This window comes from Ruegeria sp. AH12, from assembly GCF_056541465.1.
The window spans coordinates 609,992-623,543 of record NZ_JBQFYL010000001.1 but is presented as its reverse complement, the minus strand read 5'-3'; the positions used below and the strand labels follow the sequence as shown (position 1 = coordinate 623,543).

Below are 13,552 nucleotides of genomic sequence, written 5' to 3'. Positions count from 1 at the left end.
GCGCGAGGCAGAGCCTCGCAAAAACCCGTGTCGCAGCCTATTCAGCCGCGACACGGGTGCCTGAAAGCATTGGTTTGAGGTAGCGCCCGGTGTGGCTGCGCTCAACTTCGGCAACCTCTTCCGGCGTGCCTGTTGCCACAATTTCACCGCCACCATCGCCACCCTCGGGGCCGATATCGATGATATGATCAGCTGTTTTCACAACGTCCAGATTGTGTTCGATCACAACAACAGTATTGCCCTGATCGACCAATTCATGCAGCACTTCCAAAAGCTTACGCACGTCCTCGAAATGAAGGCCTGTGGTGGGTTCATCCAGAATATATAGCGTCCGCCCGGTTGAGCGTTTCGACAGCTCTTTCGACAGCTTGACCCGCTGCGCCTCACCCCCGGACAGAGTCGTGGCCTGTTGACCAACCTTGATATAGCCCAGCCCCACACGCGCCAGCGCATCCATTTTATCCCGGATCGAGGGCACGGCCTTAAAGAACTCCTGCGCGTCCTCCACCGTCATATCCAGCACATCAGCAATGGACTTGCCTTTGAATTCGATCTCCAGCGTCTCGCGATTGTACCGCGCGCCCTTGCAGGTCTCGCAGGTCACGTAGACATCGGGCAGAAAGTGCATTTCAATCTTAATAACGCCGTCGCCCTGGCAGGCCTCACACCGCCCCCCTTTGACGTTGAAGCTGAACCGTCCCGGCTTGTAGCCGCGCGCTTTGGCCTCGGGCAATCCCGCGAACCAGTCGCGGATCGGGGTGAAGGCCCCGGTATACGTCGCTGGATTCGACCGCGGGGTGCGCCCAATCGGTCGCTGGTCGATATCGATGACCTTGTCCAGATGCTCCAACCCTTTGATCGTCTCGCAGGGGGCCGGGGTTTGTCGCGCACCGTTCAACCGCATCGAGGCGGTTTTGAACAGCGTTTCAATGGTCAGCGTGGACTTGCCCCCACCCGATACGCCCGTGACACAAACAAACTTCCCCAGTGGAAAATCAGCAGTCACATTCTTAAGATTGTTGCCCGTCGCCTTGATGACCGAGACCTTTTTCCCGTTACCCTTTCGGCGTTCGGCAGGCACTGCGATTTCGCGTGTTCCGGCCAGATACTGCCCGGTGACCGAGGCTGCATCTGCGGCAATCTCACACGGGGTTCCCTTGCTGACGACCTGCCCGCCATGCACACCGGCACCGGGGCCGATATCGAACACATAATCCGCCTCGCGAATGGCTTCTTCATCATGCTCGACCACGATCACGGTATTCCCCTGATCCCGCAGGTTCTTGAGCGTTCCCAGCAACCGGTCATTGTCACGCTGATGCAGCCCGATTGAGGGCTCGTCCAGCACATAGAGAACCCCTGTCAGGCCCGAGCCAATCTGGCTGGCCAACCGGATACGTTGGCTTTCGCCACCAGACAAAGTACCACTCGAACGTGACAGCGTAAGGTACTCCAAACCAACATTATTCAGGAATCCCAGTCGTTCGCGGATTTCTTTGAGAATGGCCCGCGCGATCTCGTTTTTCTGAACACTCAGATGGTTCGGGGCGTCCTCGATCCAGGCCAGAGCCTCACGGATCGACATCTGAACGACCTGACCGACATGCAGGCCGGCAATCTTGACGGCCAGCGCTTCGGGGCGCAGGCGATAGCCTTCACAGGTTCCACACGGGCGGTTGTTCTGATAGCGTTCAAACTCTTCCCGGATCCACGCGCTGTCGGTCTCGCGATAGCGGCGTTCCATATTCGGGATCACACCCTCAAAACTGCGCGTGACCTGATAGACCCGACCGCCTTCATCATAACGGAACTGGATTTCCTCCTCACCTGAGCCGCGCAGGAACACCTGCTGTACCTTCTTGGGCAGGTCCTTCCACGGTGTATTCTTATCGAACTCGTAGTGCCGCGCGATGGCCTCGATGGTTTGCAGAAAGTACGGAGATTTGCCCTTCCGCCACGGGGCCAAGGCCCCGTCATACAGTTTCAGTGTCTGGTCCGGCACGACCAGTCGTTCGTCAAAGAACAGCTCTACCCCCAAACCATCACAATCCGGACAAGCGCCGAAGGGTGCGTTGAACGAAAACAGCCGGGGTTCGATCTCAGGAATGGTGAAGCCACTGACCGGGCAGGCAAAATTTTCGCTAAACGTGATACGCTCTGGGTCACCTTCACGCGGAGCCGTTTCTAGAACGGCAATGCCATCCGCAAGGTCCAACGCGGTGCGCAGACTGTCGGCCAGCCGGGTCTCCATCCCTTCGCGGACCACCAGCCGGTCGACCACCACGTCGATGTCGTGGCGGAATTTCTTGTCCAATGTGGGTGGTTCATCCAGCTCATAGAAGTCGCCATCGACCTTTACACGCTGAAAGCCCTGTTTGCGCAGTTCCAGAAACTCTTTCTTATATTCGCCTTTCCTATCCCGCACGATGGGGGCCAGCAGGTACCCCCGCGTCCCCTCCTCCATCGTCATGATCCGGTCGACCATATCCTGCACCTGTTGTGCTTCGATCGGCAGGCCCGTTGCGGGGCTGTATGGCGTCCCTGCACGCGCAAAAAGCAGACGCAGATAGTCGTAAATCTCGGTCACGGTCCCCACAGTCGAGCGCGGGTTTTTCGACGTGGTTTTCTGCTCGATGGAAATCGCCGGGCTCAAGCCGCTGATGTGATCCACATCCGGCTTCTCCATCATGTCCAGGAACTGACGCGCATAGGCCGAAAGGCTTTCGACATAGCGGCGCTGACCCTCGGCATAGATCGTATCAAAGGCCAGCGAAGACTTGCCCGAGCCCGACAGACCGGTGATCACCACCAGCTGATCCCGTGGTATATCCACGTCGATGCTTTTGAGGTTATGCTCGCGCGCGCCGCGCACCTCGATATTTTTCAGCTCAGCCATTCTGGCCCCCAACAAACACGTCCCTCAGAAATAGGCGAGTGGCGCTGAGTCTCCAACAGAAAAGTTAGAACAAAGGCGGAACTTTTGGATTATTGCCGACACATCCTGACAAGATGCGATGCAGATAGGCGCGATACGACCAGCGCTCTGGTAACGTGACATGATCAAGGGAAAATGGCGCGGTTGACGGGGCTCGAACCCGCGACCCCCGGCGTGACAGGCCGGTACTCTAACCAACTGAGCTACAACCGCGCATTTTGGGTCTATGTCCGATCCGTTTGCCTGGATCAAAGGCTGACAGTGATGGCGCGGTTGACGGGGCTCGAACCCGCGACCCCCGGCGTGACAGGCCGGTACTCTAACCAACTGAGCTACAACCGCCCACTGCCCGTTCCCGATGGAACGTTGGGGTGTATTATGGCCCCGCCCCGACATCGTCAAGCGGCGTTTTGAAGTTTTTTGACAGAAGCCTGATTTTTCCATGCGGCCCAAATCGAAGGCCCCATTTTCGTGCCTCACACAGCATTTCCGAGCAGCTCGGGCTTGCGCAGCCTTTTAGGACACGATAACAGCACGCGCTATGGGTGATTAGCTCAGTGGTAGAGCGCTTCGTTCACATCGAAGATGTCAGGAGTTCAAATCTCTTATCACCCACCATCTTACCCTTGCGGATTGTTTTGAAGCGCTCCTATGTCCTGGGTTTTCGGGTACGCCATCAAAAAAGGCGAGCATGTCTGCCCGCCTTTTTGAGTTTAGTTAATAGTCTTAGTGCGCCGTCGCTGCTGGGCCTGCACTTTCAGCCGCTTTCGCTGCCGCGGCGGCTGCTTCCTCAGCGGCCTCATCCCATTCGATGGGCTCAGGATCACGCACGAGCGCCAGCTTCAACACTTCCGAGACGTGTTTGACCGGGATGATTTCCAGCCCTTCTTTCACGTTGTCCGGTATCTCGGCCAGATCCTTTTCGTTTTCTTCCGGGATCAGAACCGTCTTAATGCCGCCACGCAGCGCCGCCAGCAGTTTTTCTTTCAACCCACCAATGGGCATAGCGTTCCCGCGCAGGGATACCTCGCCCGTCATGGCGATGTCTTTGCGCACCGGAATACCGGTCAGGACCGAGACAATCGACGTGACCATCGCCAGACCAGCCGATGGACCATCTTTGGGCGTTGCCCCATCCGGTACGTGGACGTGGATGTCCAGCTTATCGAATTGCGGAGGCCTCACCCCGATCTTCGGCGAGATCGACCGCACGTAAGACGACGCCGCGTCGATGGATTCCTTCATCACGTCGCCCAGCTTACCGGTGGTCTTCATCCGACCCTTGCCGGGCAGTTTCAGCGCTTCGATATGCAGCAGATCACCGCCCACGGAGGTCCAGGCCAGACCGGTCACAACGCCGATCTGATCGTCTTGCTCTGCCAGGCCATAGCGGAACTTGGGCACACCAAGGAAGTCATCCAGATTTTCAGGCGTCACGGTAACCGAGTCCGCCTCTTTCTTGATGATCTTGGTCAGCGATTTCCGCGCCACCTTGGCGATCTCACGTTCAAGGTTCCGCACACCCGCCTCGCGGGTGTAGGTGCGGATGATCGATTGCAGCGCCTCATCGGTCAGTTCAAATTCCTTGGCCTTCAGACCGTGGTTTTTGACCTGCTTGCTGATCAGGTGCTGCTTGGCGATCTCAGACTTTTCCTCTTCGGTGTAACCGGCCAGCGGGATGATCTCCATCCGGTCCAGCAGAGGCCCGGGCATGTTATAGCTGTTCGACGTGGTCAGGAACATCACGTTGGACAGGTCATATTCGACCTCAAGGTAATGATCCATGAACGTGTTGTTCTGTTCAGGATCCAACACCTCCAGCATAGCCGAGGCCGGGTCACCACGGAAGTCCTGCCCCATCTTGTCGATCTCGTCGAGCAAGATGAGCGGGTTCGTGGTTTTCGCCTTTTTCAGCGCCTGAATGATCTTGCCGGGCATCGAGCCAATGTAAGTCCGACGGTGGCCGCGAATTTCGGATTCATCGCGCACACCACCCAAGCTAATGCGAATGAACTCGCGTCCCGTTGCTTTGGCAACGGACTTACCCAGCGAGGTCTTACCCACGCCCGGAGGTCCGACAAGGCAAAGGATCGGGCCTTTCAGCTTTTTCGAGCGTTGCTGAACCGCCAGATACTCGACAATCCGTTCTTTGACCTTCTCAAGGCCATAGTGATCGGCATCCAGAATATCCTGCGCCCGGCCCAGATCCTTTTTGACGCGGGATTTGGTGCCCCACGGCAGCGACAGAATCCAGTCCAGATAGTTGCGCACGACGGTGGCCTCAGCCGACATCGGGCTCATATTACGGAGCTTCTTAAGCTCGCCTTCGGCCTTTTCGCGCGCCTCTTTCGACAGCTTGGTCTCGTTGATCTTTTCTTCCAGCTCGGCAACTTCGTTCGAGCCGTCCTCACCATCGCCAAGCTCTTTCTGAATGGCCTTCATCTGCTCATTCAGATAATACTCGCGCTGCGTCTTCTCCATCTGGGATTTGACGCGGGTCTTGATCTTTTTCTCGACCTGCAGAACTGACATTTCGCCCTGCATCAGGCCATAGACCTTCTCAAGCCGCTCGCTGACGCTGAGGGTTTCCAGCAGTTCCTGCTTTTGCTCGACCTCAATACCAAGGTGACCTGACACAAGGTCAGCCAGTTTGGCGGGCTCGGTGGTCTCACCAACGGCAGTCAGCGCTTCCTCGGGGATGTTTTTGCGTACTTTGGCATAGCGCTCGAACTCATCCGCCACAGTGCGCAGCAGCGCCTGGGTCGTGGTTACATCGCCCGGGATTTCAGTCAAATATTCGGCGCGAGCCTCGAAAAACTGATCGTTTTCAAGGAATTCGGTGATCTGCACGCGCGCCTGCCCTTCGACCAACACCTTCACGGTGCCATCGGGCAGTTTCAGCAGTTGCAGCACATTGGCCAGAACGCCGGCCTGATAGATGCCGTCCACTTCCGGGTCATCAACACCGGGGTCGATCTGGCTGGACAACAGAATTTGCTTATCATCCTGCATCACCTCTTCCAGCGCGCGGACCGATTTGTCTCGGCCCACGAACAGCGGCACGATCATATGTGGGAACACCACAATATCGCGCAGCGGCAGGACGGGGTATGAGGAATTCAGAGGCTCTTGCATGCTCTATCCTTATCGTTGGCAAGACGACTCTGGTCCCTGCTTGAGGCAACCGCTGGCCGTCTCCTGTCTTGGATGGTTAAAGGTGGGGCTGTCACCGCCCTATTTCAACCTCACCATCATGTCTCAGTTCGCAGCATGACCCGAGGTTTTCCGGACTGCAAGGCGCCCGACCGAGATATCCACCGAAATTAGAGCGCCACGCATGCAAAATACGCAGCCAAAACTCAGAACACGCGCTGCACGGCGCGAGACAGGAAAAATCCGTGGCCGTCCTGATTGCGACACTCAAGACCTTTCCGAGAAGAACTGCACGTAAACCCACCAAACTGGCCCGTGACCCCATATTCCGCGCGGTCAAACCCGCCGCGGTTTCGATTTAGCGGCTGGCACAGCATTTCCACGGGGCCGGTATCGAACATCAGGAAATCATGGCCCCAGTCGGATTGGCAGTCCGAAGGCCGCGGCAACGCGGGCTGGCCAGACTTTTCGATTATCGTGCACTGGATATCAGAAGACTCAGCGCCTTCCCCTACCGAACACTGAATATTTTCGGATGGGGTTTCAAAGGTCCAGACATCTGGAATGGCAGGTGTCGCGCAGAAAACAGCTGCACCGAGAAAAAGGCGAAACATAAAAACTCTCCGGGTCACGAACAAAAAATAGCATTGCTTGAAGTGGTCTTAGACTACCTGAAAACCACGCAATTGTCACCCGAACGGGATGGCTACAGCGGCTCGATATCACCCTGCGCGCGTGTTGCATGAAACTCAGCCTGCCACGCGTCGAAGGTTCCGGCGGCGATCGCATCCCGCATGCCCTGCATGATGTCCTGGAAGTAGTGCAAATTGTGCCAGGTCAGAAGCATGCCCGAAATCATCTCATTAGACCGGAACACATGATGCAGATAGGCGCGTGAATAGTTCGAACAGGCCGGGCAAGAGCATTCCTCGTCCAGCGGGCGCGGATCATCGGCATGGCGGGCGTTTTTGATGTTGACGACACCACGTCGCGTAAACGCCTGCCCCGTGCGCCCAGAGCGTGATGGCAATACGCAATCCATCATGTCGACGCCGCGCGCAACGGCACCCACGATATCGTCGGGTTTACCCACGCCCATCAGATAGCGCGGCTTGTCCGTGGGCAGAAAGTCGGGCGCGTAGTTGAGGCAGTCGAACATCGCCTCCTGCCCCTCACCCACGGCGAGGCCTCCGATGGCGTAGCCCTCGAAACCGATGGCTTTCAGCGCCTCGGCGCTTTCTTCGCGCAGGTCTTGTTCTAAACCACCTTGCATGATCCCAAACAAGGCATGGCCCGGACGTTCGCCAAACGCATCCCGGGACCGCTCGGCCCACCGCATCGACAGCCGCATCGACTCAGCGATCCGATCCCGATCAGCAGGCAGCGAAGGGCATTCGTCGAAACACATCACAATATCCGAGCCCAGCAGGCGTTGGATCTCCATCGACCGTTCCGGCGTCAACTCATGTTTGGATCCATCCACATGGGATTTGAAGGTCACGCCCTTTTCGGTCAGCTTGCGAAGCCCGGCCAGAGACATAACCTGAAACCCACCCGAGTCTGTCAGAATGGGCCGGCCCCAGTTCATGAACTTGTGCAGACCACCTAGCCGATCGATCCGTTCAGCCGTGGGACGCAGCATCAGGTGATAGGTGTTTCCCAGCAGGATATCGGCCCCGGTGGCACGCACGCTTTCCGGCATCATCGCCTTGACGGTCGCCGCCGTCCCGACCGGCATAAACGCTGGCGTGCGCACTTCACCACGGGGCGTGTTGATCACGCCTGTACGGGCCTTGCCATCGGTGGCTTTGAGGTCAAATGAAAACGGCTGGGTCATGTCAGTAACTCGGATAGCGGAACCGGGCAGGCTTTGCCCGATCCGCTGATGCATTGCAACCCGTCAAGGCAGCGAAGCGACCCGGGCCGTGAAGAGGTCAACCACCCCTGCCCCATCCACATCTCGACATACGGTCACGGGCGGGCGGCCATCCTGCGGTATTGTCGCGCCCAACGCATCCCCTTCGGTAATCACCTGCACCCCGGTTTGAACCAAGTCGAACATATGGTCATGGGTGCAGGCAATCACCGCGGTGGAATCGTGCAGGCCACAGCCATCCAGGCCGCCGATCTCCTTGTAGAACTGCAAATAGAACTTGGAGATGTCGCGCAGGAACACCCCTATATCGGTTGACTTCTGCGCCAGCGCCTCGAAATCCGCGTTTTGATACAGCGTTTTCAGCGTCACATCCAAACCCACCAGAACCGTTTCGGGCGGCGCGGCAAAAACCGCATCGGCGGCCTGCGTATCGTGATAGATATTGGCTTCGGCATGCGGGGTGATGTTTCCGGGGCAATAGACAGCGCCCCCCATAATCACCAAGCGTCCAAGGTTCTTTGAAAACAGCGGGTCCAGCGCCATCGCATCAGCGATATTGGTGAGCGGACCAATGGCACAGACAACCAACTCTCCGACATGCTGCTGGGCCATTTCGACCAGAAACTCAGCCGCCGTCAGATCATGGTTCTGCCCGATCTCGGGAATATCGGTCAGATCACCAAAGCCTTCTGGCCCGTGCACATGCTCGGATGGGTTGTGATCGTCTTTGCCATGAGCCGCGCTTGCACCTTGGGCAACAGGAATATCCAAACCCAATTTATTGACCAAAAATCGGGCGTTCCGGCTGGATTGGTGGACATGTGTATTGCCAAAAACGGTGGTCAGGCCGATCAGGTCTATTTCGGGCGCGGCGGCAGCGTAGGCGATGGCCATCGCGTCATCGATGCCGGGGTCTGTATCAATTATCAGTTTCATTCCGTTCCGATACCGCAGTCACATGCAGATGCAAAGCGATCACTGTCGTCGTCGCCAAGGCACGACACTATTTGCAACCAACCACATTCGCGCCATACCAGAGTTGAAATCGGGCGACTCAATCCCCAAATGTATACTATAGTACACAATAAAAGAGGACAGATATGACAGAAGAGCAGATCATCGGATTGCTTTCATCGAATATTATCTACCTGCTTGGCGCCGTTCTGGTCGTCATCGTTATTCTCAAGGGCATTAAAATCGTGCCACAATCTGAGAAATACGTAGTTGAACGGTTCGGGCGTTTGCACTCGGTGCTGGGCCCCGGCATAAACTTTATCGTTCCATTTCTGGATGTTGCACGCCACAAGATCTCGATCCTGGAACGTCAGCTGCCAAATGCAACGCAGGACGCGATTACCAAGGACAACGTGTTGGTGCAGATCGACACATCGGTATTCTACCGGATTCTGGAGCCGGAAAAGACTGTCTACCGTATCCGCGATGTGGACGGCGCGATTGCCACCACCGTCGCCGGTATCGTCAGGGCGGAAATTGGTAAAATGGATCTGGATGAGGTTCAATCGAACCGTTCGCAGCTGATCAGCCGTATTCAGGAAAGCGTCGAAACCGCCGTGGATGACTGGGGGATTGAGGTGACGCGTGCAGAAATTCTGGACGTGAACCTTGACCAAGCAACACGGGACGCGATGTTGCAGCAGCTGAACGCCGAACGCGCACGACGCGCACAAGTGACCGAGGCCGAAGGTCAAAAACGCGCGGTTGAGCTGCAGGCAGATGCCGAGTTGTATGCCGCCGAGCAATCGGCCAAAGCCCGCCGTATTCAGGCCGATGCCGAAGCCTACGCTACCGGTGTCGTGGCCAAGGCCATTCAGGATAACGGGATTGAGGCCGCCCAGTACCAGGTTGCCCTGAAACAGGTGGAATCGCTCAACGCATTGGGCAATGGTTCGGGCAAACAGACTATCGTTGTTCCGGCCAACGCCTTGGAAGCATTTGGAGATGCGTTTAAGATGCTGAAAGGAGCAAAGTAATGGCTGATCCCTTTTGGCTGACATGGTGGATCTGGTTGGCGGGCGCCCTGGCGCTCGGCATACTGGAACTGGTTCTGCCCGGGTTCATCTTTCTGGGCTTTGCCATCGGAGCCGCGATCACAGGTTTGATTCTGGTCATCCCCGGAGTCACGCCGTCGCTGCCCATCCTGTTGCTGATTTTTGCGGTTCTGTCCCTGATTGCCTGGCTGATTTTGCGCCGCATGTTCGCACTGCCGCATGGCCAAGTGAAAACATTCCAGCACGATATCAATGACTGACACCATTCTGGCATTGCCCGGACGGGATGACTGGACGCTGGGCAGGCCATTCCCTATATAAAAAGTCAGGCAACTGACCCGAGGCTATGATGACCCATCCCAGCGAACAGTTTGAAGGTGCACCCTTGATTGCGCCCTCGACAATCGAACATCCTCTATACGATCAAGTGGTGGATGCATGCCGAACGGTTTATGACCCTGAAATTCCAGTCAATATCTATGATCTGGGCCTGATCTACACGATCGACATCAAGGAAGATAATGCCGTCAAAGTCATCATGACCCTGACCGCTCCGGGATGCCCGGTTGCCGGGGAAATGCCCGGCTGGATTGTCGAAGCCATCGAACCCGTTGCTGGCGTGAAAGAGGTTGATGTCGAACTGACATGGGAACCCCCTTGGGGCATGGACATGATGTCTGACGAAGCGCGGCTAGAACTCGGCTTTATGTAAATCAGCCTGAACAGCCTGCTGAAGGCTGATTGTCACAAAACATTAGCTTTTGCGTTACCTTGCTGTGTGCTGCCTGTCACATTGCTGCGGGACATTTACGGCGCATCTGCAATCGCACAGGTTGAACGCAGTGATGCACTTGGGCCGTGACCAATGCGCCGCCCCCCCGCCGCCCGGCCCCGAATCTGGACCGCTCTTGCCCGAGAGCGGTCTTTTCAATGTCTAACAAACACTTATGGTATGCCACAAGTCGATCTGATCTCGGCCGCGCGTGCATCAAGCTGTTTGATATAGTCGCCTGCTAACATCTTAAGATGTTTGTTCTCAGTTCCCGTCACCAGACCCAGCAGAGCACCCGCGGGCAGAATCGAAACAACACTTTCAACCTGCTGATCTTCGGCATGTCGTTTCTCAGCCGCGATCGCGCGTAAATCACCGGGTGCAGTCGCGCAGTTAACGGGATGCCGCTTTGTATCATCGGCAGCCATCGCCGGTTGCGCAACAGCGAAGCAGAGCAAACCCATCAAGATGCTTTTTCTAACTATGTGTTGCACCGTCATCGCGTCTGACCTCCTTCAAAACAATCTGCTCGCAGGCTAAAGCGAGCCAGCCACCGATGACAACCCGCAGCAGAAACAGAAATTGAATGCGCGCTCTCTTGAGCCCGGCCCGTGTCGGGCCTAGATTAAAACAAACGCGTGACGACGGAGACACAGATGTTCGGCATTCCCGGCAAACAAGCCGTGACCATGACGCCCAAAGCTGCAGAGCAGATCACCCGCCTGATGACAACAGGTGGGCATGCCGGTTTGCGCATCGGCGTCAAAAAGGGCGGCTGCGCGGGCATGGAATACACCATGGACTATGTGGATGAGGCCGACCCCCATGACGAGGTCGTCGAGCAAGACGGCGCACGCGTGATGATCGCCCCTATGGCGCAGATGTTCCTGTTCGGCACCGAGATTGACTACGAGGTCTCGCTGCTTGAATCCGGTTTCAAGTTCAGAAACCCGAACGTGGTCGACGCCTGCGGATGCGGTGAGTCAATCAAATTTGACGAAAGCCTTTCTTCAGAGGCTTAGGCCGACTTTAAATGCACATAGGTTTCGTTGAAGCGTTTCGTCAGGTGCTCACCTGCCGAAATCATCTGATCTGACTCAGGCGGCGCGACATTGGTGTCGTAGGACGGGTTAAAGAACAACGGGACCGAAATCCGTTCATGAGCCCCGCCAACCACCCGGTGTTCCGTCGCCTTGACGCGGCCTGCGGTCCAGAACTCAAGCATTTCACCAAAGTTGATGATGAACGTACCTGGCGCGGCCTCGACCTTTTCCCAGGTCCCGTCAGGCATACGAACTTCCAGGCCTGCGGTTCCATCGGTTGCCAGCAGGGTCAGGCAGCCATAATCGGTATGGGCCCCAATGCCAAAATCCCTCTCGCCCGCCCATACAGGCCGCTGCGGATAATAATTCCCGCGCAGCAGAGCCATTGGCGTGTCAAAGGCCGTGTCGAAACTGTCAGCATCTCGACCCAGGGCCACGGCGATGGCGCGTAGTACCCGCATTGCTACACCACACGCATCCGAATAGTAGGCACGGATGGTCTGCTCGAAGCTTTCTGGTGCCTCGGGCCACTGGTTCGGCGCATAAACGCTCAGTTTGCGCGCGCGATATGGGCTCAGTTCAGGCAGTTCATAGCCGCAATCAAAGACCTCTTTGAAATCCGGGTTGGCGTTCGGATCCACCTGTTCAGATTTCGGCGCGCCCCACCCCCGGTTTGACCCGGTCGCAGCCATATCGACCAGTTTCTTATCCTGCTCAGGCAGCCGGAAGAAGTCGAAGTAAGTCGAAATCACCTGCTGCACCCGTTCAGCGCTCAGCCCGGTATTTCCGATGGTTAAAAAACCCACCTGCCCGATGGCTTGCTGAAGCCGGGCAAGTTCGTCCTTGTCGCGGCTATCCAGTTTTTCGAGATCAAGATTATCAATCATGGCGCCCTCACCGAATCACGGCGGACCGTGCCGAGGTGCAGCCGGAACTGCAACCGGAATTGTAAGGCCCGATCAACGGTGATATCCGGATGGCAAATCACAGATGCAACGGGAGAAACGGGTATGCGGCGCAAGCTGGCGGCGGGAAACTGGAAAATGAACGGAACCGGCGCGGCCCTTGCCGAGCTTGAGGCGTTGGCAGCGCGTTATCCAACGCCCGAGGTCGATATCCTGATCTGCCCGCCAGCCACGTTGCTAGAGCGTGCTGCGACAACCGTCGAAAGCTCTGGTGTGGCCGTTGGTGGCCAGGATTGCCACGCGGAAAGCGCGGGGGCACATACCGGCGACATCAGCGCCGAGATGCTGCGGGATGCGGGCGCCTCGGCGGTGATCCTGGGCCATTCGGAACGCCGTGTGGACCATGGCGAACAAAATGAAGATATCCGCGCAAAGGCCCGTGCTGCCATGGACGCAGGGTTGCAAGCCGTCATCTGCGTCGGTGAAAGCTTGGAACAGCGCGAAGCGGCCAACACGCTGGACATCATCGGCGGTCAGATGTCAGGCTCGATCCCCGATCAATCTACTGGCGAGAACCTGATCGTCGCCTATGAACCGATCTGGGCCATTGGCACCGGCAAAGTCCCAACGCTGGACGAGATTGGGGCCGTACACGATTTTATTCGTGCCCGTCTTGAACGCCGATTTGGTGAGGGTGTCGGACGTTCGGTCCGTGTGCTCTATGGGGGATCGGTCAAGCCGTCGAACGCGGCGGAGATTTTTGGCGTATCCAATGTGGATGGCGCGCTGGTGGGCGGCGCCAGCCTGAAAGCAGATGATTTCTCGGGCATTATCGACGCATTGCGTACGATGTGAGGCG

Annotated in this window: 12 protein-coding genes and 3 tRNA genes; 6 read left to right on the top strand and 9 right to left on the bottom strand. The window is 57.0% G+C overall.

Going from position 1 to position 13,552, the window contains the following annotated elements; genetic code table 11:
- Positions 1–37: 37 nt before the first annotated feature.
- From uvrA to ACR0EL_RS03125, 3 genes are all read right to left on the bottom strand, one after another.
- A complete protein-coding gene (uvrA, locus tag ACR0EL_RS03135) occupies positions 38–2,896 on the bottom strand; it encodes an excinuclease ABC subunit UvrA (RefSeq protein ID WP_480498113.1) in 2,859 nt (952 codons plus the stop codon).
- A gap of 175 nt (positions 2,897–3,071) precedes the next feature.
- A tRNA-Asp gene (locus tag ACR0EL_RS03130) sits at positions 3,072–3,148 on the bottom strand.
- 52 nt (positions 3,149–3,200) lie between these two features.
- Positions 3,201–3,277: transfer RNA gene (locus tag ACR0EL_RS03125), tRNA-Asp, on the bottom strand.
- Positions 3,278–3,478: 201 nt separating this feature from the next.
- On the opposite strand from ACR0EL_RS03125, the gene ACR0EL_RS03120 reads away from it, so the two are divergent.
- Positions 3,479–3,553 (top strand) — tRNA-Val (locus ACR0EL_RS03120).
- 108 nt (positions 3,554–3,661) lie between these two features.
- Here the strand turns inward: ACR0EL_RS03120 and lon are convergent.
- From lon to ACR0EL_RS03100, 4 genes are all read right to left on the bottom strand, one after another.
- Complete coding sequence (gene lon, locus ACR0EL_RS03115; RefSeq protein WP_480498111.1) at positions 3,662–6,070, bottom strand: endopeptidase La; 2,409 nt, start codon at positions 6,068–6,070, stop codon at positions 3,662–3,664.
- Positions 6,071–6,294: 224 nt separating this feature from the next.
- Entirely contained in the window at positions 6,295–6,702 is a 408-nt protein-coding gene (locus ACR0EL_RS03110) for a DUF6636 domain-containing protein (RefSeq protein WP_353007310.1), read from the bottom strand.
- Positions 6,703–6,794: 92 nt separating this feature from the next.
- Positions 6,795–7,925 carry a tRNA guanosine(34) transglycosylase Tgt gene (tgt, locus tag ACR0EL_RS03105; protein WP_480498420.1) on the bottom strand — a complete coding sequence of 377 codons (1,131 nt, stop codon included), beginning with the start codon at positions 7,923–7,925 and terminating at the stop codon, positions 6,795–6,797.
- Positions 7,926–7,988: 63 nt separating this feature from the next.
- Positions 7,989–8,900, bottom strand: coding sequence for a nucleoside hydrolase (locus ACR0EL_RS03100; protein ID WP_480498109.1), 912 nt, complete (start codon positions 8,898–8,900; stop codon positions 7,989–7,991).
- Positions 8,901–9,064: 164 nt separating this feature from the next.
- Here ACR0EL_RS03100 and ACR0EL_RS03095 point away from each other — a divergent pair, with 164 nt between their 5' ends.
- The 3 genes from ACR0EL_RS03095 to ACR0EL_RS03085 all read left to right on the top strand — a co-directional run bounded on the left by ACR0EL_RS03095 (position 9,065) and on the right by ACR0EL_RS03085 (position 10,685).
- The gene (locus ACR0EL_RS03095; RefSeq protein ID WP_170536986.1) at positions 9,065–9,955 is read left to right on the top strand and encodes an SPFH domain-containing protein; all 891 of its coding nucleotides are present in this window, start codon (positions 9,065–9,067) and stop codon (positions 9,953–9,955) included.
- Positions 9,955–10,233 (top strand): NfeD family protein, encoded by a 279-nt coding sequence (locus tag ACR0EL_RS03090; RefSeq protein ID WP_480498106.1) that lies wholly within the window; start codon positions 9,955–9,957, stop codon positions 10,231–10,233. The genes ACR0EL_RS03095 and ACR0EL_RS03090 overlap by 1 nt, the downstream gene beginning before the upstream one ends.
- An 89-nt stretch (positions 10,234–10,322) precedes the next feature.
- Positions 10,323–10,685, top strand: a complete 363-nt coding sequence (locus tag ACR0EL_RS03085; RefSeq protein ID WP_170536990.1) for an SUF system Fe-S cluster assembly protein — start codon at positions 10,323–10,325, stop codon at positions 10,683–10,685.
- A 233-nt stretch (positions 10,686–10,918) separates the two neighbouring features.
- On the opposite strand, the gene ACR0EL_RS03080 is transcribed toward ACR0EL_RS03085, so the two are convergent.
- The gene (locus ACR0EL_RS03080; RefSeq protein ID WP_480498104.1) at positions 10,919–11,209 is read right to left on the bottom strand and encodes a hypothetical protein; all 291 of its coding nucleotides are present in this window, start codon (positions 11,207–11,209) and stop codon (positions 10,919–10,921) included.
- A 192-nt stretch (positions 11,210–11,401) separates the two neighbouring features.
- Between ACR0EL_RS03080 and ACR0EL_RS03075 the strand changes: the two genes are divergently transcribed.
- Entirely contained in the window at positions 11,402–11,767 is a 366-nt protein-coding gene (locus tag ACR0EL_RS03075; RefSeq protein ID WP_480498102.1) for a HesB/IscA family protein, read from the top strand.
- Here ACR0EL_RS03075 and ACR0EL_RS03070 read toward each other — a convergent pair.
- Positions 11,764–12,675, bottom strand: a complete 912-nt coding sequence (locus ACR0EL_RS03070; protein WP_480498100.1) for an isopenicillin N synthase family dioxygenase — start codon at positions 12,673–12,675, stop codon at positions 11,764–11,766. The two genes, ACR0EL_RS03075 and ACR0EL_RS03070, sit on opposite strands and share 4 nt — an antisense overlap.
- 123 nt (positions 12,676–12,798) lie before the next feature.
- Between ACR0EL_RS03070 and tpiA the strand changes: the two genes are divergently transcribed.
- On the top strand, positions 12,799–13,548 hold the full coding sequence (gene tpiA, locus ACR0EL_RS03065) for a triose-phosphate isomerase (RefSeq protein WP_480498098.1): 750 nt from the start codon (positions 12,799–12,801) through the stop codon (positions 13,546–13,548).
- Positions 13,549–13,552 lie beyond the last annotated feature (4 nt).

Coding starts and splice junctions, on each gene's coding strand:
- ACR0EL_RS03095 (WP_170536986.1), top strand. CDS start 9,065: ATGACAGAAGAGCAGATCATCGGATTGCTTTCATCGAATATTATCTAC.
- ACR0EL_RS03090 (WP_480498106.1), top strand. CDS start 9,955: ATGGCTGATCCCTTTTGGCTGACATGGTGGATCTGGTTGGCGGGCGCC.
- tgt (WP_480498420.1), bottom strand. CDS start 7,925: ATGACCCAGCCGTTTTCATTTGACCTCAAAGCCACCGATGGCAAGGCC.
- ACR0EL_RS03100 (WP_480498109.1), bottom strand. CDS start 8,900: ATGAAACTGATAATTGATACAGACCCCGGCATCGATGACGCGATGGCC.
- ACR0EL_RS03075 (WP_480498102.1), top strand. CDS start 11,402: ATGTTCGGCATTCCCGGCAAACAAGCCGTGACCATGACGCCCAAAGCT.
- ACR0EL_RS03085 (WP_170536990.1), top strand. CDS start 10,323: ATGACCCATCCCAGCGAACAGTTTGAAGGTGCACCCTTGATTGCGCCC.
- lon (WP_480498111.1), bottom strand. CDS start 6,070: ATGCAAGAGCCTCTGAATTCCTCATACCCCGTCCTGCCGCTGCGCGAT.
- tpiA (WP_480498098.1), top strand. CDS start 12,799: ATGCGGCGCAAGCTGGCGGCGGGAAACTGGAAAATGAACGGAACCGGC.
- ACR0EL_RS03070 (WP_480498100.1), bottom strand. CDS start 12,675: ATGATTGATAATCTTGATCTCGAAAAACTGGATAGCCGCGACAAGGAC.
- ACR0EL_RS03110 (WP_353007310.1), bottom strand. CDS start 6,702: ATGTTTCGCCTTTTTCTCGGTGCAGCTGTTTTCTGCGCGACACCTGCC.
- uvrA (WP_480498113.1), bottom strand. CDS start 2,896: ATGGCTGAGCTGAAAAATATCGAGGTGCGCGGCGCGCGCGAGCATAAC.
- ACR0EL_RS03080 (WP_480498104.1), bottom strand. CDS start 11,209: ATGGGTTTGCTCTGCTTCGCTGTTGCGCAACCGGCGATGGCTGCCGAT.